Origin of the sequence: Amphritea sp. (assembly GCF_050300915.1) — a bacterium.
Lineage (GTDB): Bacteria > Pseudomonadota > Gammaproteobacteria > Pseudomonadales > Balneatricaceae > Amphritea.
This window is the reverse complement of the sequence record NZ_JBNKYN010000033.1, coordinates 22,088-41,705: the sequence shown is the minus strand read 5'-3', so window position 1 is coordinate 41,705 and position 19,618 is coordinate 22,088. Positions and strand designations below refer to the sequence as shown.

General features: G+C 51.8%; 17 protein-coding genes and 1 pseudogene. 13 read left to right on the top strand and 5 right to left on the bottom strand.

Features of this window, described 5'->3' with window-relative positions; all coding sequences use genetic code 11:
• Positions 1 to 132: 132 nt before the first annotated feature.
• From ACQY8X_RS10675 to ACQY8X_RS10655, 5 genes and pseudogenes are all read right to left on the bottom strand, one after another.
• Positions 133 to 471 (bottom strand): annotated as a pseudogene (locus ACQY8X_RS10675) (DJ-1/PfpI family protein); the annotation flags it as partial.
• 404 nt (positions 472 to 875) lie between these two features.
• Positions 876 to 1,697: an adenosylmethionine decarboxylase gene (gene speD / locus ACQY8X_RS10670; protein ID WP_428035124.1), complete on the bottom strand. Its 822-nt coding sequence runs from the start codon at positions 1,695 to 1,697 to the stop codon at positions 876 to 878.
• Positions 1,698 to 1,814: 117 nt separating this feature from the next.
• Complete coding sequence (phaC, locus tag ACQY8X_RS10665; protein WP_428035123.1) at positions 1,815 to 2,888, bottom strand: class III poly(R)-hydroxyalkanoic acid synthase subunit PhaC; 1,074 nt, start codon at positions 2,886 to 2,888, stop codon at positions 1,815 to 1,817.
• Entirely contained in the window at positions 2,885 to 3,820 is a 936-nt protein-coding gene (locus ACQY8X_RS10660; RefSeq protein WP_428035122.1) for a poly(R)-hydroxyalkanoic acid synthase subunit PhaE, read from the bottom strand. The genes phaC and ACQY8X_RS10660 overlap by 4 nt, the downstream gene beginning before the upstream one ends.
• A 49-nt stretch (positions 3,821 to 3,869) precedes the next feature.
• Positions 3,870 to 4,751 carry a LysR family transcriptional regulator gene (locus ACQY8X_RS10655; RefSeq protein ID WP_428035121.1) on the bottom strand — a complete coding sequence of 294 codons (882 nt, stop codon included), beginning with the start codon at positions 4,749 to 4,751 and terminating at the stop codon, positions 3,870 to 3,872.
• Positions 4,752 to 4,916: 165 nt separating this feature from the next.
• Between ACQY8X_RS10655 and leuC the strand changes: the two genes are divergently transcribed.
• The 13 genes from leuC (at position 4,917) to ACQY8X_RS10590 (ending at position 19,578) form a co-directional block, all read left to right on the top strand.
• Entirely contained in the window at positions 4,917 to 6,332 is a 1,416-nt protein-coding gene (gene leuC, locus ACQY8X_RS10650) for a 3-isopropylmalate dehydratase large subunit (protein ID WP_428035120.1), read from the top strand.
• 20 nt (positions 6,333 to 6,352) lie between these two features.
• Positions 6,353 to 7,000, top strand: a complete 648-nt coding sequence (gene leuD / locus ACQY8X_RS10645; protein WP_428035119.1) for a 3-isopropylmalate dehydratase small subunit — start codon at positions 6,353 to 6,355, stop codon at positions 6,998 to 7,000.
• 72 nt (positions 7,001 to 7,072) lie between these two features.
• Complete coding sequence (leuB, locus tag ACQY8X_RS10640; RefSeq protein WP_428035118.1) at positions 7,073 to 8,155, top strand: 3-isopropylmalate dehydrogenase; 1,083 nt, start codon at positions 7,073 to 7,075, stop codon at positions 8,153 to 8,155.
• A gap of 188 nt (positions 8,156 to 8,343) precedes the next feature.
• Positions 8,344 to 9,459 (top strand): aspartate-semialdehyde dehydrogenase, encoded by a 1,116-nt coding sequence (asd, locus tag ACQY8X_RS10635; protein ID WP_428035117.1) that lies wholly within the window; start codon positions 8,344 to 8,346, stop codon positions 9,457 to 9,459.
• A gap of 570 nt (positions 9,460 to 10,029) precedes the next feature.
• Entirely contained in the window at positions 10,030 to 12,444 is a 2,415-nt protein-coding gene (locus tag ACQY8X_RS10630) for a FimV/HubP family polar landmark protein (RefSeq protein WP_428035116.1), read from the top strand.
• Positions 12,445 to 12,503: 59 nt separating this feature from the next.
• A complete protein-coding gene (gene truA, locus ACQY8X_RS10625) occupies positions 12,504 to 13,433 on the top strand; it encodes a tRNA pseudouridine(38-40) synthase TruA (RefSeq protein WP_428035115.1) in 930 nt (309 codons plus the stop codon).
• 57 nt (positions 13,434 to 13,490) lie between these two features.
• Positions 13,491 to 14,111 carry a phosphoribosylanthranilate isomerase gene (locus ACQY8X_RS10620; RefSeq protein ID WP_428035114.1) on the top strand — a complete coding sequence of 207 codons (621 nt, stop codon included), beginning with the start codon at positions 13,491 to 13,493 and terminating at the stop codon, positions 14,109 to 14,111.
• Positions 14,112 to 14,136: 25 nt separating this feature from the next.
• Entirely contained in the window at positions 14,137 to 15,324 is a 1,188-nt protein-coding gene (gene trpB / locus ACQY8X_RS10615) for a tryptophan synthase subunit beta (RefSeq protein ID WP_428035125.1), read from the top strand.
• Between the two features lie 23 nt (positions 15,325 to 15,347).
• Positions 15,348 to 16,151: a tryptophan synthase subunit alpha gene (gene trpA, locus ACQY8X_RS10610; protein ID WP_428035113.1), complete on the top strand. Its 804-nt coding sequence runs from the start codon at positions 15,348 to 15,350 to the stop codon at positions 16,149 to 16,151.
• Positions 16,152 to 16,182: 31 nt separating this feature from the next.
• Entirely contained in the window at positions 16,183 to 17,079 is an 897-nt protein-coding gene (gene accD, locus ACQY8X_RS10605) for an acetyl-CoA carboxylase, carboxyltransferase subunit beta (RefSeq protein WP_428035112.1), read from the top strand.
• A 73-nt stretch (positions 17,080 to 17,152) separates the two neighbouring features.
• Entirely contained in the window at positions 17,153 to 18,445 is a 1,293-nt protein-coding gene (gene folC, locus ACQY8X_RS10600) for a bifunctional tetrahydrofolate synthase/dihydrofolate synthase (protein ID WP_428035111.1), read from the top strand.
• A 2-nt stretch (positions 18,446 to 18,447) separates the two neighbouring features.
• Positions 18,448 to 18,999 carry an SPOR domain-containing protein gene (locus ACQY8X_RS10595; RefSeq protein WP_428035110.1) on the top strand — a complete coding sequence of 184 codons (552 nt, stop codon included), beginning with the start codon at positions 18,448 to 18,450 and terminating at the stop codon, positions 18,997 to 18,999.
• A 69-nt stretch (positions 19,000 to 19,068) separates the two neighbouring features.
• The gene (locus ACQY8X_RS10590; protein WP_428035109.1) at positions 19,069 to 19,578 is read left to right on the top strand and encodes a CvpA family protein; all 510 of its coding nucleotides are present in this window, start codon (positions 19,069 to 19,071) and stop codon (positions 19,576 to 19,578) included.
• Positions 19,579 to 19,618: the final 40 nt, after the last annotated feature.

Below are 19,618 nucleotides of genomic sequence, written 5' to 3'. Positions count from 1 at the left end.
TCATTATGCTTTGATATGTTAGTCCTGTGTGATTAACTTTTGATGCAATGCTGTTCTATTCTTACTTAGGCAAGGTATTACCATCTCAAAGTACTAAACCTTGAGTTTGCACAAGATATTGAAGACCGACATTTTATTCGTCTCAAAGAAATGACGCACCATGGTTAACACAGTGGGGTTGAGACGCAGGTATTCCGGCGCACGCCCCCCGGGAATAATCAGCGCGTCATAGTCAGCAGGATCGATCTCTGCAAAGGTGGCATTGAGGGTAAAGTTATGGCCCCGCTTTTCGCTATAGGTCTGGTCGCCCTCAAAATCATGAATGGCGGTGGCAACGGAATCACCACTGACTTTATCCGGGCAAACCGCATCGACACGGTGACCCACCGTCAGCAGGGTTTGAAAGGGCACCATGGTTTCATAGTCTTCGGTGAAATCCCCGGTGATCATCAGAATCTTCTTATTACTCATCACGTACTCCTAGCGGTTGCTGATTGTTTTTATATCTCAGAAGGTACGGGTTACAAGGTAGCAGCCTCAGCGCAGCAGTGGGTATTAGATGAATACTACAGATGGCTTCTTGCTATGGTTCAATCGAATTGTGCGGATTTTCGGTTGGGAAAGACCGTCAAATAAAGGGGACAGATATATTTAAGGAAGATCGATAACGCTAAGGATAGCGCGTTCAATGATTCCGTCTCACTGATTAGAACGATTATGCAGAAACGGTTGAATTTTTTTTGGGGGGGGAGAGTACGTGAACTAAGGTATGCATTCCCACGCGGGAGCGTGGGAACGAGTGGCTTTTGCTAGCAAGTCGCGAAGCGACGTCTAACTACTAGCGACTAGCAGGCGCGCAGCGCCGTTCTAAGTGTTTACTTCCCCTTCATATCCGGCATGTTCCGCCCGTAGAAGATCTCGTTCATCTCCTGGTAGAGGCGCTCGGTAATCTCTTCGATTTCACGGCCGGTCAGGTCGGCGGTGGTAGTGCCGAACAGGTAGGTGTTGAGGTCAACATCATTGAGCATCATCTTGGTGTGGAAGATGTTTTCCTGATAGACGTTAACATCCATCAGTTGGTATTCATCACGAATATCCTGGCTGATAAAGTTCTGAATCGAGTTGATATCGTGGTCGATGTAATGTTTTACACCGTTGATGTCACGGGTAAAGCCGCGCACCCGGTAGTCGATGGTGACGATATCGGAGTCCAGCTTATGGATCAGGTAGTTGAGTGCCTTCAGTGGTGAGATAATACCGCAGGTAGATACTTCGATATCGGCACGGAAGGTACAGATGCCATCATCGGGGTGCGCTTCCGGGTAGGTGTGCACGCAGATGTGGCTCTTATCCAGGTGAGCAACCACCGAATCGGGCAGCGGGCCCGGTTTTTCAGTGGTGTCGACATTCGCTGAGTCTTTGAGCGGTTCTTCTGCCACCAGAATGGTGACGCTGGCACCCTGAGGGTCGTAGTCCTGGCGGGCAACGTTGAGGACAGTAGCGCCGATGATATCGCAGGTTTCTGTGAGGATCTCTGTCAGACGGTCAGCGTTGTACTGCTCATCAATATATTCGATATATTCAGCTTTCTGCTCCTTAGTCTTGGCATAGCAGACATCATAGATGCAGAAGCTCAGGCTTTTGGTCAGGTTGTTGAAACCCTGCAGTTTGATTTTCCCGTTAGATGGCAACGTCATAAACTCCGGCTAAAAACCAAACGGTTTTTGGTTAACGACAAAAGAAAGGCCGGATTTTAGATGAGAAACCCGGAGGAAAAAAGGGAATTTTTAAAAAAAGCCGGGATTATCTTCCTGCTATTCCTGTTGTTTTAACCAGTCGGCAATGCGCGGGGCGACCTCCGTTTGTGATTTGCCGGAAACGAATACGCCGATATGTCCGGATGCAACCTCATACTCTGCGTAGTTCCGGCTGTTTGTCAGCCCCGTTAGGGCGCGGGAAGCCGACGGGGGGACCAGGTGATCAGAGCTGCCATAAACGTTGAGCAGGGGCTGGGTGATCTGCTTCAGGTCGACAGCCCGGTCGCTGATGACAACTGAGTTGTTGATGAAACCGTTCTCTTTGAAAAAGGTGGTGAGGAACTGGCGAAACATTTCGCCCGCCTGATCCGGACTGTCATAGATCCATTTTTCCATCCGCAGAAAGCTCAGCGCCGAGGCCTGGTCTTTCAGCTGTCGGGGGGTGTTGAGATTTTTTTGCAGCCCCAGGCGCATCGGCATGAGGGCGTTATAGGCATCGTTGAGCATTGCGCCGGGAATATTGCCGTAGGTTTCAACGGCCAGGTCGATATCGATCTGTTGTGCCAGGTGGCTTAGCATATTGTCAGGTGTCTTAAAATCAACCGGGGTCACCATGGTGACCAGATTTTTGACTTTGTCGGGGTTAAGCGCGGTATAGCACAGGCTCAGCGTGCCCCCCTGACAGATTCCCAGCAGATTAAGCTGATTCTGGCCGGAATCCTGTAATACCTGATCGACACAGTTGGCGATATAACTGTTGATATAGTCATCCATATCCAGATAGCGATCAGCGGCATCGGGGTAACCCCAGTCGATCAGGTAGATATCCAGCCCGAGTTCCAATAGTCGCTTAACGAATGAGCGCTCCTGGTCAAGGTCGACCATATAGGGGCGGTTAACCAGCGCGTAGCAGATCAGCAGTGGGGTTTTGCAGCGTTTCTTGCGGGGCGTCTTCTCGCTTTGATAGCGGAACAGCTGCAGTTTATCTTCACGATAGATGATCTCTTTAGGCGTCTGGCCGACGCAGACCTCTTCAAGGTGCTGCAGCGTGTTTACGCTCTGTAACAGGTGCTCGTTGAACTGGCAGAGTTCTGAAATGATTTTCTCCGGGCTGAATTTGAAACCGCTCATTCAGCTTTGCTCCGGCTGCGACGTTGTGCCGTGCTCTGTGGCTTCTGCAGCGTGGCGATCAGCGTTCGTAGCTCGTTGATCTCCTGTTGCTGTCGCCGCAGTTGTTTACGCATCAGATGTTGCGTGCGGATGGTGCTGTCGAGCTCTTCGCGGGTAACCAGTCCGAACTCTTTAAGTTTTTTATCCCGGTTGTTAAAGGCTAGTTGACGCACCCGGTTGAGGCTGTTGCTGATGCGGCCATGACACGCCTGATACTGATCGGTAAATACCGTTTCGCGGTAGGCTTTTTCATAACACTCAACCCAAAGATTTTGCAGGACTTTAACACTGTCGATATCGTCTTCTCGTTGCTCCAGCAGTTGTTTCAGGCCAACACCGGTCTGGTTAAAAATCTGGTCATACTGCTGTAGATAATCATGCAGCGAGTCCTGATAATCGATGACTGCCTGGGCCAGTGAACGAATCTGTGCCGGGCTGTAGGGGCCATTACCGATCTCCGGGGATTTTGCCAGTTGTTCCAGTAGTTCCCGAAAAGGCGTCTGTGAGAGGGCCTCGGGATTCAGCAGGGCGTCTTTCATCAGCGTGGCAAAGGGTTCTGGCAGATTCCACTGGCGACTGAGCATCTCATTGCACTGCTGCTGCATATAGTGCTGCATTTGTTGCACCAGTTGATCGGTGCTGAGATTGTCGCTGTTCTTATCACGCAGTGAATCAGCAAACTGACTGAACTGTGCCGCCTGGGACTTAACCAGGTTCAACAGGTTGGCCTGCTGATCACTGAAATCGGTGGTCGGGCCCCCCTGAAAACTGTCGAGAAACTGTTGCCACTTTTCAGGTTGTGCAGACGTTAATTGTCCAGCCATCTCCTGCCAGCGCTGCAGTTGTTCCTGTAGCCAGTTGTCAGTGCCGCTACCCGAGGTTTCAGTCATCATCAGTGCCTAATGGTTATCTGTCTTAACATATTAATGAAGCGGGTGAAGATTATGAACCCTTTTCTGCGGCTTGCTCCAAAAGGAGTATAAAGTGACGGGCTGCATTACTCAGGGTGCGCTCTTTGTGAGTGATGTATCCCAGTTCCCGGGTCACCGGAGGAACATCGACATTGAGCACTTTAAGGCTGTTCTCGGTCATGGTTTCGGGTAATAGCGACCAGCCAAGTCCGATCTGCACCATCATTCTGATGGTGTCCAGGTAGTTAGTTGACATCGTTGTATCCGGTTGCAGTCCTAATTGCGAGAATTGCAGATTAGCCAACTGCCGGGTGAAGGTGGCGCTGCCGGAGAGGATGGCCGGATAATCACACAGCTGTTCCAGTGTCACCCGCTCAAGCGATGCCAGCGGGTGATCAGTTGCCACCACGTAATTGAGTTTATCGCGCCAGATCGCCCGGGAGTGAATGCTCGGATCAGGATGAGGAGAGAGGGTGATCAGAGCGATCTCCAGATTACCCCGCAGCACATTGTCATAGGCGATCTCCGATTCATCAAAGCGCAGATCCAGTTTCACCTCTGGAAACGCGTGGATGTACTGGCGCAGAACCGGGGGCAGGCGGTGCAGGCTTATATGATGGCTGGCCGCAACCGACAAGGTGCCGCTGACTTCACCGCTGAGGTTGCTCAGGGAACGGCGGGCGTCTTCCAGTTCCAGCAGAATGCGTTGTGCTCTGGGCAGCAGTTCCCGACCCGCCTCGGTCAGTCCCACCGTGCGTCCGATACGGTCAAACAGTCGGCTATTCAGTTGTTGTTCCAGTATCAGAATGCGCTTACTCATCGCCGACTGGGTGAGAAACAGTTGTTCCGCTGCCCGGGAAAAAGAGCCACTTTCGGCAACCGCGACAAAGGCCTGTAACGAGTTGGTATCCATGCAATCTACCCTATTATTGTTGCTGTTAGTCTATCTATTCCAAATTGGAATGCAAAGTATAAAAAATATGAATTTGTTTTCTGCGACTGCGTGCACTAGGATTGCTGCATATAAGAGAGCTGGCTGAACAATCGCCGGTAAAAAGACGTAGTGAGGTAACCTCAAATGGCTGGAAAAACGTTATACGACAAACTGTTTGATTCGCATCTGGTGCGGACCAATGAGGATGGCAGTTCGCTGATCTATATTGATCGTCAGGTGCTGCATGAGGTGACTTCACCGCAGGCATTTGAGGGGCTGCGACTGGCGGGTCGTAAGCCGTGGCGCATCGATGCCAATATCGCCACGCCGGACCATAACGTCCCCACTACGGAGCGTTCCGGCGGTGTTGATCTGATCGTTGATCCGGTGTCTAAAATTCAGGTGAAAACCCTGGATGCCAACTGCGACGAGTTCGGTATTCTCGAATTCAAGATGAACGATCACCGTCAGGGGATCGTCCACGTTATGGCACCGGAGCAGGGCGCAATTCTGCCGGGGTCTACTGCGGTTTGTGGTGATTCCCATACGGCGACGCTGGGCGCACTGGGTGCGCTGGCACACGGTATTGGTACTTCTGAGGTGGAGCATGTGCTGGCAACTCAGTGCCTGATCACCAAGAAGATGCAGAATATGCTGGTGCGTGTGGATGGTGAGCTGGGTGTTGGGGTGACGCCAAAAGATGTTGTCCTGCATGTGATCGGTGTTATCGGTACTGCGGGCGGCACTGGCTATGCGATAGAGTTTGGTGGTGACGTGTTCCGCAAGATGTCGATGGAAGGACGGATGACGGTCTGCAATATGGCTATCGAAGCCGGTGCACGTGTCGGCCTGGTGGCGGTTGATCAGATCACCATCGATTATTTCGAAGGCCGCCCGTTTGCCCCGAAAGGCGATCACTGGGATGCTGCGGTTGCCGAATGGCGGGGGCTGGTTTCTGACGCCGACGCCGAGTTTGATGCGGTGGTTGAGATTAACGCAGCCGATATCGAGCCACAGGTGACCTGGGGAACCTCTCCAGAGATGGTGGTGGGCGTGTCTGGTCAGGTGCCTAACCCTGCCAACGAGAAAGATCCGGTGAAGGTGGATGGTATTAACCGTGCACTGAAATATATGGGGCTGCAGGCAGATCAGAAGATCACTGATATCCAATTGGATCGGGTATTTATTGGTTCCTGTACTAACTCCCGTATTGAAGATCTACGCGATGCCGCCAAAGTTGTTAAGGGCCGTAAAGTTGCTGACAACATTATTCAGGCCCTGGTGGTGCCGGGTTCTGGTCTGGTGAAAGCTCAGGCAGAAGAGGAGGGGCTGGATAAGATCTTTATCGAAGCGGGCCTTGAGTGGCGCGAACCGGGCTGCTCCATGTGTCTGGCGATGAACCCGGACAAGCTGGGTAATGGTGAGCACTGTGCATCGACGTCCAACCGTAACTTCGAGGGCCGTCAGGGCTTCGGTGGTCGTACGCATCTGGTAAGCCCGGCAATGGCTGCAGCGGCTGCAGTGACCGGTCACTTTATCGATGTACGTGAATTGATTTAATAAGGTATCGGGAGAGCGAGATGAATAAGTTTACACTGCACACAGGTATCGCTGCACCGCTGGATCGGGCTAATGTCGATACCGATATGATTATTCCCAAACAGTTTCTGAAGTCGATCAAGCGTTCCGGCTTTGGGAAAAACCTGTTTGATGAGCTGCGTTATCTGGATGAAGGTCAGCCGGATCAGTCCTGCGAAGGGCGTCCGCTGAATACCGAGTTTGTTCTTAATCAGCCCCGTTATCAGGGTGCCAGCATTCTCTTAGCCCGGGAAAATTTTGGCTGTGGTTCCAGTCGGGAGCACGCGCCCTGGGCGCTGGATGATTATGGCTTCCGCTGCGTGATTGCGCCCAGCTTTGCTGAGATCTTCTACAATAACTGCTTTAAGAACGGTCTGTTGCCGATTGTACTGCGTGATGAACAGCTGGATCAGCTATTCAAAGAGGTAGCAGCGACCGAAGGCTATCAGCTGAGTATCGATCTGGAGCGCCAGCTGGTCATCACCCCATCCGGTGAGGAGCTGACCTTCAGTATTGATGGCTTCCGCAAGCACTGCCTGCTGAATGGTTTGGATGATATCGGTATTACGCTGCAGAACGAAGCAGATATCCGTGCTTATGAGGATCGTCGGCGGCAGCAGGCCCCCTGGCTGTTTGATGCGATTAAGTAATCGTCATCCAGAAAATAGATGAATTTCCGGCTGCAGAGCAGACTCTGCAGCCCAGATTGAGGAAACAGAGTAATGTCTAAAAATGTATTGATTTTACCGGGCGATGGTATTGGCCCTGAGATTGTTGCGCAGGCGCGTCGCGTGTTGGAACTGGTTAACCAGCAGGATAGTCTGGATCTGCAACTGACTGAAGCACTGGTGGGTGGCGCTGCTATTGATGCTGATGGTGTGCCGCTGCCTGAGGCAACACTTGAAGCTGCCCGTGCTGCTGATGCGATTCTGTTGGGTGCTGTGGGTGGTCCGAAATGGGACACCAACCCTGACTTTCAGATCCGTCCGGAAAAAGGGTTGCTGGGTATCCGCTCCAGTCTGGGTCTGTTTGGTAATCTGCGTCCGGCGATTCTCTATCCGCAACTGGCTCACGCTTCAACCCTGAAACCTGAAGTGGTATCCGGTCTGGACATTCTGATTGTGCGTGAACTGACCGGCGGTATCTACTTTGGTCAGCCTCGTGGTGTGCGTCTGAAAGAGGGCAATGTCCGCGAGGGCTATAACACGTACGTTTACGACGAAAATGAGATCCGTCGTATTGGTCGTGTGGCGTTTGAAGCCGCCCGTGCCCGTGATAAGCGTCTCTGCTCTGTCGATAAGGCTAACGTACTGGAAGTGACCGTGCTGTGGCGTGAAATCATGGAAGAGCTGTCAAAAGAGTATCCGGATGTCGAGCTGAGTCATATGTACGTTGATAATGCGGCGATGCAGCTGGTGCGTGCGCCAAAGCAGTTTGACGTTATGGTGACCGGTAATATGTTTGGCGATATTCTCTCTGACGCTGCGGCGATGCTGACCGGTTCCATCGGCATGCTGCCTTCGGCTTCTCTGGATGTTGACGGTAAAGGGATGTACGAACCATGCCACGGTTCGGCACCGGATATTGCCGGGCAGAATATGGCTAACCCACTGGCAACGATTCTGTCGGTTGCGATGATGCTGAGATACTCGCTGAATGCGGGTAAAACGGCTGATCGTATTGAAGCGGCCGTGAGTCAGGTGCTGGATCAGAACCTGCGTACTGGCGATATCTGGTCTGAAGGGATGCAGAAGGTGTCTACCACTGAAATGGGCGATGCGGTTATCGCTGCTTTACAGGCGTAAACCGGGCTGTATGACTTTAGTTGGTCATAAAATGCTCTGAATCAGATAGTCTATGTGACTAAATTGTTGCATAATTAAAGGGCTCCGGAGCGTCCGGAGTCATAGTAGGCTGCTGCAGACTTTTGTGGCAGCTTTGTTGTTTTTATTCTCAGGAATCTGTTAGCAGGTTCGAATATTTGGTGGAACAGATGAAGCGTGTAGGTTTTGTAGGTTGGCGCGGAATGGTTGGTTCCGTGCTGATGCAGCGCATGATAGAAGAGGGTGATTTCGATCATATCGAAGAGCCGGTCTTCTTTACAACGTCCCAGGCAGGTCAGCCAGGTCCGGATATCGGTAAAGATATTCCGGCTTTGAAAGACGCAACATCCATTGATGAACTGAAACAGATGGATGCTATTATTTCCTGTCAGGGCGGCGACTACACGAAACAGGTTTATGGTGCTCTGCGAACAGCAGGCTGGGATGGCTACTGGATTGATGCGGCATCTTCATTGCGTATGGAAGATGATGCCATCATCGTGCTTGACCCGGTTAACATGAATGTCATTAAAGATGGCCTGGCAAATGGTGTAAAAACCTATGTTGGCGGTAACTGTACAGTGTCTCTGATGCTGATGGGGCTGGGTGGCTTGTTCAATGCAGGTCTGATTGAGTGGATGACCTCCATGACCTATCAGGCCGCTTCGGGTGGTGGTGCGCGTCATATGCGTGAGCTGATCTCGCAGATGGGTGTGATCAAGGATTCTGTGGCGGCTGATCTGGCAAACCCTGCCAGCGCTATCCTGGATATCGACCGCCAGGTTGCCGCGACTATCCGTTCCGATGCCATGCCAACCGATAATTTTGGTGTGCCGCTGGCGGGCTCTCTGATCCCCTGGATCGATACCCGTCTGGATAATGGGCAGAGTCGTGAAGAGTGGAAAGCCTATGCTGAAACTAACAAGATTCTGGGGCTGACCGCTAATCCGGTACCGATTGACGGCACCTGCGTGCGTATCGGTGCGATGCGCTGTCACAGTCAGGCGTTCACTATCAAACTGAAACAGAACGTACCGCTGGATGAGATCGAGTCTATGATCGCGGAAGCGAACGACTGGGTGAGTGTGGTGCCTAATGAGCGTGATATCACCGCCCGCGATCTGACCCCGGCCAAAGTTACTGGTACTCTGAGTGTGCCTGTGGGGCGGCTGCGGAAGATGAACCTGGGTGATGAGTTTCTCAACGCCTTTAGTGTGGGTGACCAGCTGTTGTGGGGTGCGGCAGAGCCGTTACGTCGGATGCTGCGGATCCTGCTGCAGGGCTGATGCTCATTGGTATAGATATAACCGGCTGACAGGCCGGTTTTTTTATATCTGCTGATGTGATTCAGGTCAACGAAACCGATATAAATGGTTTTCAATCATGTTGTTAAGCGCAGTCACCAACTTAGGTAGTGAGTATTCGGTGGCTTGTTGATTTTATGTTTTAGTTGGGTTTTACTTTATCTGTTGGTCTTAACATTATGAAATAAAAGGAGATATTTTTAATATTGAAAACGTTTTGATGACAAGGAATGATCTCTGATGTGAGAACGGCGGTTTTAAATACTGAAGTTTCGCTATTTATGGCCGATCTGGGTTGTTGATTAAACATAGGTTTTAATGAATACTTTGCCCAATAAAACTGGATACGTAACTTTCTGAATATTGACGACTTTTGTAGTGTTCAGGACCAGGGGAAATTAAGGAAGCGAAAATATGCTGCGCAAATTAGCCCTAAGTTTGGCAATTGCAGGTGCACTAGGAACCTCAAATGCAAATGCGCTTGGCCTCGGTGAAATTAGAATTACATCCGCATTGAACGAGCCGTTAAAAGCTGAGATACAGCTGTTACAGATGCGGTCCGTCGATCCGCAACAGATTCTGCCAAGAATGGCCAACGTTGATGAATTTGCTCTGGCGGGTATAGAGAAGTTACGTTTCCTCTCTGATGTTAAATTTGAGGTGAAACCTGGCTCTGCTGGTCGGGGCACCATTGTGTTGACCTCCTCAGCGCCGGTGAAAGAGCCGTTCCTCAACTTTCTGGTAGAGGTTAACTGGCCCAGCGGACGTCTGGTTCGCGAATATACCGTGCTGCTGGATCCGCCTATTTATGATCCGGCACCCGCTCCTGTAGCAGTACAGCCTGCACGCTCGTCTGCTGTGAGTGCGCCAGCGGTTGTAGAGTCACAACCTATGGCGTCTCAGGCCCCGGTGAATAATATCCGCACCCGTATGACTGATGGTCAGGTGTATGTGGATGTGAATGATACGCTTTGGGATATCGCTAAACGGCATAAGCCCAGCAACTCAGTTTCTGAAGCCCAGATGATGCTGGCGTTACAGCGTAAAAACCCGAATGCTTTTCGTAATAATAACGTCAACCAGTTGAAAGCTGGTGTTGTGATGAATCTTCCTACGCTGGAAGAGGTTCAGGCGCTGAATCAGAAACAGGCCAATGAAGAGTTCTGGCGGCAAACGCAGATGTGGAAGCAGGGTATTACGCCTGCGGCTCAGCCACAACAGATGGATACCTCAGGTAATGAGGGTAGTGCAGATAAAGCGGCAGCCACTGAAAAAAAGGGTGAGGAGGTTGCAGCCAGGTCGGCCCAGGGGCAACTGAAGATCGTTTCTCCTGATACCAAGGCGGACAGCAGTGTGGTATCAGACCAGGCGGCCGACGCAGATATGAGTCAGGCAGACTCAGCTCTTCTGGAAAAGAACAAACAGCTTGAAACCGATCTGGCGTCAGCGCTGGAAAGTGTGGATCAGATTCAGCGTGAAAATGCAGAGCTGACCGGGCGTGTAGATGCCCTGGCGCAGCAGATGGAAACGTTACAGCGCATGCTGGAGCTGAAAGATCAGCAGCTGGCCGATCTGCAGGCTGAGCTGGAAACGGCGAAGAAACAACCCGTTGCGGCTCCGGCTGCTCCTGTTGTCGAGCCGCAGGTCAAGCCGAAAAGCCTGCTGGAAGAGTTTGGTCTTTATATCGGAGCCGCTGGGGGCGCTATCGTAGCCTTCCTGTTGGCCCTGTTGTTTATGCGTCGCGGTAAAAAAGAGGATTCTGCGGAAACGATTGTACCGGGGCAGACGATTGTTGAGGATAACGATGCAACTGTTGTCCCCGCCGCTGCGGCAGCTGCTGCAGTTGTTGCTGCATCTGAAACTGTTGAGGCTGATGAGACGGTTGCTGAAGAGACGGATCTTGATGATCTGGACCTGGATCTGGACATGGATCTCGATAAGGTTGATGTCGCGGAATCCAATGATATTGATGAGCAGGAGTTTGATCTCGGCTTTGATGAGGACTTCGGTCAGCCCCCTGCAGCTGCTGTTGCGATGGAGGATGAAGAGGAAGTTGATGATGCTCTCGATTCAATTCTGGGAGAAGATGCCGAATCGTTTGATCTGGATGATCTGGCAGGTCCATCCGTAGTTGATGATCTGGGGCCTTTGTCTGAGGAGATTGAAGAGCCTGAGGCCGATAGCATTGAAGATCTTCTGGCTGCTGGTGACGCTGAAGAAGACGTTGACGCTGTTGACGATGCCGATCTTGAATTTGATGTTGAGCCTCTGGCTGATATCAGTGATGTCGCAGAACCGGCTGAAGAGCTGGATGATGATCTGGATCTTGATTTTAATCTTGAGGTCGCTGACGCAGAGGATGTTGGCGTCGATGAGGATGAGTCACTTGATCTGATGATGGATGATTCTGTCAGCGATGAAGATGAAGAGTTTGCTGATCTTGATTCGCTGTTGGGTGAAGATGAGGCTGCTCCGGTCGCAGAGGATGACACTTCTGATGCCGAGCTCGATGCGTTGCTGGCCGGTGTTGGCGAAGCCGATGTTGAAGAGCTGGAAGTAGCTGACACTCAGGATGATGATCTGGATGCTGATCTTCAGGCGCTGTTGGATGGTGCTGATGATGAAGTTGTGCTGGATGAGGAAGAGTTTACCGCGCCACAGAAAGATGATTCTCCACTTGGCCATGATCTTGATGCAGAGCTGGATTCTGAATTGGAAATGCTGTTGAGTGATGCAGGCAGTGATGAGCTCAGCCTGGATATGACTGATGACAGCGAAGACGATTCTCTTGACGGTCTGAATCTTCTTGAAGGTGCTGACGAGGTTGAGACCAAGCTTGACCTGGCACGTGCCTACATCGATATGGAAGATCTGGATGGTGCCAAAGATATCCTCGAAGAGATCGTTAAAGAGGGTAGTGAGTCGCAGCGAGCTGAGGCAAATAGCCTGTTAAGCTCTATTAGCTGAAACAGCAGGCCAGGTGTGCACCTGGCCGGTTTCGATTAATCTCCGAGAAATAATTGATTATGCAACGGGATAAAACCCAGATTGAACATCAGCAAGGGGCGACTTCGGTCGCCCTTTCTTATGAGGCGGCCAGTGCAACCTCAGAGCCTGAGTATTTTGAGTTACAGAGTCAGGAGCCGGTGCGTCCGCTTCAGCGCTATGCGCTCTGTGTGGAGTATGCCGGTGCTGCCTACCGCGGCTGGCAGACCCAAAAAGAGAAAGATGTCGCTTCCATACAGGAGACTGTAGAGCTGGCGCTCTCTGCAATCGCTAATGAACCGGTTAAGGTTATCTGCGCAGGGCGTACCGATGCCTGTGTCAGTGGTACCTACCAGATTATCCACTTTGATACGGCTGCGCAGCGCCCTGAGCGGGCCTGGGTGATGGGTACCAATACCAAGCTGCCGGATGATATCGCGATTCGCTGGGCTAAGCGGGTTGATGATAGTTTTCATGCGCGCTTTTCTGCGCTGGAGCGGCGTTATCGCTACCTGATCTACTCTGCCCCGGTGAAACCTGGGTTGCTGAGCCGGGGGGTGACCTGGACGCATAAAACGATGGATATGTCGCGGATGCAGGCTGCGGCGAACTATCTGATTGGCGAACATGATTTTACCTCATACCGGGCGATTGGTTGTCAGGCAAAAAGCCCGGTACGCGAAGTACGGGCGATGGATATCTATCGGGCCGGAGAGCTGATCGTTATCGATGTGCGGGCTAATGCTTTTCTGCATCATATGATCCGCAATTTTGCCGGGGTGCTGATGAAAATCGGAGCTGGTGAGGCGGAGCCAGTCTGGGCGAAAGAGGTACTGGATGCCCAGGACCGTACCCAGGGAGGCGTGACTGCACCGCCGTACGGTCTGTATTTTGTGGATGTTAAATATCCAGACCGCTATGAGTTGCCAAAATCGGAGCTGGGGCCATATTTCCTGATGCAAAACGGTTAACCTCAGGCCCTGCTATCTGTTACTATTGGGTTCTTTCTAATTAGTCTGATCCAAGTGATGCGAACCCGCGTAAAAATCTGTGGAATTACCCGGTTGGAAGATGCACTGGCGGCGATAGACGCGGGTGCTGATGCGCTGGGGTTTGTTTTTTATCCGCCCAGTCCCCGGTATGTTGAGCCCGCTGTCGCGGAGGTTATTATTAAACAGCTGCCGCCGTTTGTGTCCACGGTGGCGTTGTTTGTCAATGAATCTCCCGAACAGGTCAGGGCGGTTCTGGATCAGACGGGCATCAATCTGTTGCAGTTTCATGGTGATGAGTCGCCGGACTACTGCGAACAGTTTAATCACCCTTATTTTAAAGCGCTGCGAATGTCTCCGGATATTGATGTAGTCGCTGAAACTGAACGCTTTGTCGCTGCCCGGGCGATTCTGCTGGATGCGTATCGTCCAGGAGTGCCGGGGGGCACAGGTGAAGCGTTCGACTGGGACCGCATCCCGGCTGATATCGATAAACCACTTATTCTTGCAGGTGGGCTCGATCAGCACAATGTGGCAAAGGCAATATGTCAGGTGAAGCCCTATGCTGTTGATGTCAGCGGCGGGGTGGAAGCGGCTAAAGGCCTTAAAGATAGTTCAAAACTAATATCATTTATGAATGAGGTAGCTCGTGCTAACTAAAGAAGATCTCGCGATCGCAAAGCAGATGCCCGATACAGGTGGTCATTTTGGCCAGTTTGGGGGCCGTTATGTGTCTGAAACATTGATGGCTGCTCTCCAGCAGCTTGAGCAGACCTACGAAAAGCTTTGGCGGGATCCACAGTTTCAGGCTGAGTTCGACTATGACCTTGCCCACTATGTAGGCCGGCCATCACCGTTGTACCACGCGGAACGTTTGTCCCGTGAGCTGGGCGGTGCACAGATCTACCTGAAACGTGAAGACCTGAACCATACCGGTGCGCACAAGGTGAATAACACCATTGGTCAGGCTTTGTTAGCTAAGTTCACGGGTAAGCCCCGGGTTAGCGCAGAAACCGGTGCAGGGCAGCACGGTGTTGCGACGGCCACGGTTGCTGCCCGACTGGGTCTTGAATGTACTGTGTATATGGGCGAAGAGGATATTCGTCGTCAGGCGCTGAACGTTTACCGCATGAAGCTGCTGGGTGCTGAAGTTGTCTCGGTCACCTCCGGTACCCGTACGCTGAAGGATGCGATGAACGAAGCGATGCGTGACTGGGTGACCAATGTTGATAATACCTTTTACATTATTGGCACTGCCGCCGGTCCACATCCGTATCCTAAACTGGTACGTGACTTTCAGTCCATTATTGGTCGCGAGGCCCGGCAGCAGTGTCTGACACAGACAGGTAAGCTTCCGGATGCGCTGGTTGCCTGTGTTGGCGGTGGGTCTAATGCTATCGGTTTATTCCATCCATTCATCGAAGATGCCGGTGTGCGTATGATCGGCGTGGAAGCGGGTGGTTATGGGCTTGAAACTGGTCAGCATGCAGCTCCCTTGAGTTCGCATTGCCGCCCGGGTGTCTTGCATGGTAATCGTACCTGCCTGATGTCCGATGAGGGTGGTCAGGTGATTGGTACTCACTCTGTTTCAGCGGGTCTGGACTATCCGGGTGTAGGGCCTGAACATTCTTACCTGCAAGATATTGGCAGGGCGGAATATACGGCCATTAACGATGATGAAGCATTGCATGCGTTCCGTCATCTGACACTGACTGAAGGCATTATGCCTGCACTGGAGTCCAGCCATGCTGTAGCTGAGGCGATGAAGATGGCGCCAACGATGGACAAGGATCAGATCATTGTGGTTTGCCTGTCAGGACGGGGCGACAAGGATATCCATACTGTTGCAGAAATTGACGGTATTAACTTTTAAGCCCTGACTGAGTGAAGATTAAGATGAGTCGTATTACAGAGTGTTTTAAAAATCTGAAAAGCCAGGGTCGCAAAGCATTGATCCCCTATGTGACTGCGGGTGACCCTGAGCCAAAAGTAACCCTGCCGCTAATGCATGCGCTGGTTGAGTCTGGTGCAGATATCATTGAGCTGGGAATTCCGTTCTCTGACCCCATGGCCGATGGCCCGGTTATTCAACTGGCCTGTGAACGCGCTTTGCTGCACGGTACACGTCTGGTTGATGTGTTGGATATGGTGGCTGAGTTTCGCAAAACCAACCAGACTACGCCTGTCGTGCTGATGGGCTATCTGAACCCTATCGAAGTGATGGGGTATTCGGTCTTTGCTGATAAAGCTAAAGCGGCAGGACTGGACGGTATTCTCACCGTTGATCTGCCACCGGAAGAAGCCAGCGAATTTAACCGGCTGATGAAAGCTGCTGATATCGATGTGATCTACCTGCTTGCACCAACCACTGAGGTGGAGCGGGTTAAGCAGATCTGTGCGGCTGGTAGTGGTTATGTCTACTACGTATCGGTTAAAGGCGTCACCGGGTCGGCCTCGCTGAATGTCGCAGAAGTTGCGGAAAAGCTGCAGATGATTCGCCAATATACCGATATGCCTGTCGGTGTGGGCTTTGGTATCCGTGATGATGCCTCTGCCAGGGCGATTTCTGAAGTGGCTGATGGCGTTATCGTCGGCAGTGTGCTGGTTAATAAGATTGCCGAGCTTGCCGGCAATCAGGAACAGATTCCTGGGGCGGTTGCAGCGATTACTGCAAGCATGCGTCAGGCCATGGATAAATAAAGGCTGCCACAGGCAGAAGCTGGAGTAATTAATGAGTAACTGGCTGGATAAAATTGTTCCTTCTCTGGTTCGCTCTGAGAAGAAGCGCAACAATATTCCGGAAGGGCTTTGGAAGAAGTGTCCAAAGTGTGAGTCTGTGTTGTATCGCCCGGAGCTGGAAAAAAACCTGAATGTTTGTCCTAAATGTGATCATCACATGCGGTTGACTGCGCGGGTGCGTCTGAATGCTTTTCTGGATGAAGGTACAACCCGTGAAATCGGTGCCGAAGTTGAGCCGGTTGATCATCTGAAGTTCCGCGATACCAAGAAGTATAAGGACCGTCTGGTCGCTGCGCAGAAAGAGACTGGCGAGAAAGATGCGCTGGTCGCTATGCGTGGCGATGTTAAAGGCCTGCCTGTTGTTGCCGTCGCCTATGAGTTTAAATTTATGGGCGGTTCTATGGGGGCGGTTGTTGGTGAGCGTTTTGTACGCGCAGCTAACATCGCACTGGAAGAGGGGATTCCGATGATCTGTTTCTCTGCCAGTGGTGGTGCGCGGATGCAGGAAGCGCTGTTCTCCCTGATGCAGATGGCTAAAACCAGCGCTGCACTGGAGCGACTGAAGCAAGCGGGCGTGCCTTATATCTCGGTACTGACTGATCCGGTTTATGGAGGTGTTTCTGCGTCGCTGGCGATGCTGGGTGATCTGAATGTGGGTGAACCCGGTGCTCTGGTTGGCTTTGCTGGCCCCCGGGTTATCGAACAGACTGTTCGTGAAAAACTTCCGGAAGGGTTTCAGCGTAGTGAGTTTCTGCTGGAGCATGGTCAGATCGATATGATCATCTCCCGGGGGCAGTTGCGCGATCGTCTCTCTGCAGTGCTGCGCATGATGCAGGGGTTGCCCAGCGTCACTGATACGGTGGTTGAATCAGACGCTGTCATGCTCTGATCAATACTCTGTGATAAGGCCGCTGTGGTTTATTGAGCGGCCTTTTTATTGTCTGAAATAAACTGAAATCGATATGCCTGAAGCACACTTTACTACCCTGCAGCAGTGGCTGGAATGGATTGAAAATAATCACCCGGTTGACCTGATCGAGCTGGGCCTTGACCGGTTGCGCATCGTTTACCAGCGGATGTCGTTAGACCTGAGCGGCAGTAAGACCGTTATCATTGGTGGCACTAACGGTAAGGGGTCAACCATTGCGATGCTGGATCAGGTGTTGCGTGACCAGGGAATAACGGTTGGTTGTTTTACCTCGCCCCATTTTCTGCGCTATAACGAGCGGATTAAGCTTGCAGGCCAGCCGGTCAGTGATGCGCTTATTGTTCGTGCCTTTGAGGCGATCGAGCAGGCCCGGGGTGATGTTCGCCTGACTTACTTTGAATACAATACATTGGCGGCGTTGCATGTGTTTTCTGTACAGCAGCCCGAGGTGATGTTGCTGGAAGTAGGCTTGGGTGGTCGTCTTGATGCGATCAACATTATCGATGCGGATATCTCTGTGGTCACCACAGTATCGGTCGATCATATTGACTGGCTGGGTGATAACCGGGAGCAGATAGGTTATGAAAAAGCGGGTATCTATCGTGCTGGGCGCCCCGCAGTATGTGGTGACCCGAATCCGCCGGAGAGGTTAACCGGTTATGCCGATGAGATCGGTGCCCGGCTGTATCAGCGGGGCAGGGATTTTAACTGGCAGCAAGTGGATGACGATAACTGGCTTTGGCAGGGCGAACAAGCGGAGGGTAGCCTGCTGACTATCTCAGGTTTGCCTGAACTGACACTGCCAAAAGCGAATGCCGCCACGGTTATACAGGTGCTGAGTCTGCTGGGCATGATGCCCGCGCCTCATCAGCTTAAAGCGAGTCTGGCGAAGGCTTCGCTGACCGGCAGAATGCAGCAGATTAATGTTGCCGGGACGGATTATATCCTCGATGTTGCCCATAACCCCGAAGCGGCGGAGTATCTGGCCGGTCAGCTGCGTGATAAACCCGTTGCGGGGCGCACCCTGATGGTGTTGGGGATGCTCGCTGATAAAGATATAGATCAGGTGCTGAGTCTGCTGCATCCGGTAATCGATCAGTGGTATCTGGTGAGTCTGAAAGGTGCCCGTGGCCAGTCGGCACAGGTGTTGGCGGAAAAACTGACGAATCTGGGAGTGGCCGTTACTCTGCAGACAGCTTGTGATACTGTTGCGGATGCGCTGAACATGGTGAAGCGAGAGGTGGGGCGGTTTGATCGGGTGATCATCGCCGGCTCCTTTTTTACCGTGAGTGATGCATTAATCGCACTGAATATGGATGGTAAATAACAGTGAATGACGGCTTTAAGCAGCGTCTTGCCGGAGCGGCAATTCTGATTGTGGCAGCGGCAATTCTGTTGCCGATCTTTTTTGATGGTGCCGGGTATCGGGAGCGCCAGTTAGAGAGTGCGATTCCTCCGCCGCCAGTTGAACCGCAGCTGGTGACGATCACGCCGGAAAATAAGCCGCTGCCTGACACAACAACCCCTGCGGCCCCTGCTGAACCGGTGACGGTTGCGGTGATGCCGCAACAGCTGGCGGATGAAGTGGCCAGGCAGCAGCCGGTTATCGAAGAACGGGATGACCCGCCAGCGCTGGATCAGGAAGGGGTGCCGGTCGCATGGAGTCTGCAACTGGCGAGTTTTAAGGATGAAGATAACGCTAAAGGGTTGCGCTCTAAGCTGATCAAAGCGGGCTATAAGGTGTATATCCGGAAAACGGGTGATCTGGTGAAAGTCTTTGTCGGTCCGGATATTCAGAAAACCCGGTTGACTGCATTACAGGTCAGTATTCAGAAAGAGTTTGGTCTGGACGGTATTATAGTCCGTTTCACGACACGATAAACGTTGGGTTAAGCTAACAGCTCTGGTAGAATTCTGCCCTTGATTCAGATCCTGAAGTAGATTTCTAGTATGCAACTAAACTGGGCCGATTGGGCTATTATCGGCATCATCACAATTTCCGGATTATACAGCCTGCGCGGCGGTTTTATGAAAGAAGCACTGTCGCTGGTTACCTGGGTGGCCGCGTTTATTGTCGCCCGGCTGTTTGCTCCCTCATTAAGTACTTTACTGGAAGGCCTTCTACAGACGCCTTCACTGCGTCTCGGTGCTGCGTTTATACTGCTGTTTATCGCGACATTGATGGTGGGCGCGGTGATCAATAATCTTATCAATATGCTGGTTCAGGCAACGGGGCTGAGTAGTACAGACCGGATTCTCGGGATTGGTTTTGGTGTTGTCCGGGGCGGTCTGATCGTTATTGTTATTACTGCGTTACTGGTGCGTTCACCGGTAACTGAAGATAGCTGGTGGGCTGAGTCACAACTGATTCCCCACTTCTTGCTAATGGAATCCTGGACACGGGATACTGCGGCTGATATTGGCCAGATGATCTGGAATCTCAGTGGGCGGAATAGCTAAACCAATTTTTCATTTATACTTGCTGTAACTAACTAAATAC

Bases quoted from the DNA above. Each gene is read 5' to 3' on its own strand.
- speD (WP_428035124.1), bottom strand. From the start codon at position 1,697: ATGACGTTGCCATCTAACGGGAAAATCAAACTGCAGGGTTTCAACAAC.
- trpA (WP_428035113.1), top strand. From the start codon at position 15,348: ATGAGTCGTATTACAGAGTGTTTTAAAAATCTGAAAAGCCAGGGTCGC.
- accD (WP_428035112.1), top strand. From the start codon at position 16,183: ATGAGTAACTGGCTGGATAAAATTGTTCCTTCTCTGGTTCGCTCTGAG.
- truA (WP_428035115.1), top strand. From the start codon at position 12,504: ATGCAACGGGATAAAACCCAGATTGAACATCAGCAAGGGGCGACTTCG.
- ACQY8X_RS10660 (WP_428035122.1), bottom strand. From the start codon at position 3,820: ATGATGACTGAAACCTCGGGTAGCGGCACTGACAACTGGCTACAGGAA.
- ACQY8X_RS10590 (WP_428035109.1), top strand. From the start codon at position 19,069: ATGCAACTAAACTGGGCCGATTGGGCTATTATCGGCATCATCACAATT.
- trpB (WP_428035125.1), top strand. From the start codon at position 14,137: ATGCCCGATACAGGTGGTCATTTTGGCCAGTTTGGGGGCCGTTATGTG.
- folC (WP_428035111.1), top strand. From the start codon at position 17,153: ATGCCTGAAGCACACTTTACTACCCTGCAGCAGTGGCTGGAATGGATT.
- ACQY8X_RS10620 (WP_428035114.1), top strand. From the start codon at position 13,491: ATGCGAACCCGCGTAAAAATCTGTGGAATTACCCGGTTGGAAGATGCA.
- ACQY8X_RS10630 (WP_428035116.1), top strand. From the start codon at position 10,030: ATGCGGTCCGTCGATCCGCAACAGATTCTGCCAAGAATGGCCAACGTT.
- asd (WP_428035117.1), top strand. From the start codon at position 8,344: ATGAAGCGTGTAGGTTTTGTAGGTTGGCGCGGAATGGTTGGTTCCGTG.
- leuC (WP_428035120.1), top strand. From the start codon at position 4,917: ATGGCTGGAAAAACGTTATACGACAAACTGTTTGATTCGCATCTGGTG.
- phaC (WP_428035123.1), bottom strand. From the start codon at position 2,888: ATGAGCGGTTTCAAATTCAGCCCGGAGAAAATCATTTCAGAACTCTGC.
- leuD (WP_428035119.1), top strand. From the start codon at position 6,353: ATGAATAAGTTTACACTGCACACAGGTATCGCTGCACCGCTGGATCGG.
- ACQY8X_RS10655 (WP_428035121.1), bottom strand. From the start codon at position 4,751: ATGGATACCAACTCGTTACAGGCCTTTGTCGCGGTTGCCGAAAGTGGC.
- leuB (WP_428035118.1), top strand. From the start codon at position 7,073: ATGTCTAAAAATGTATTGATTTTACCGGGCGATGGTATTGGCCCTGAG.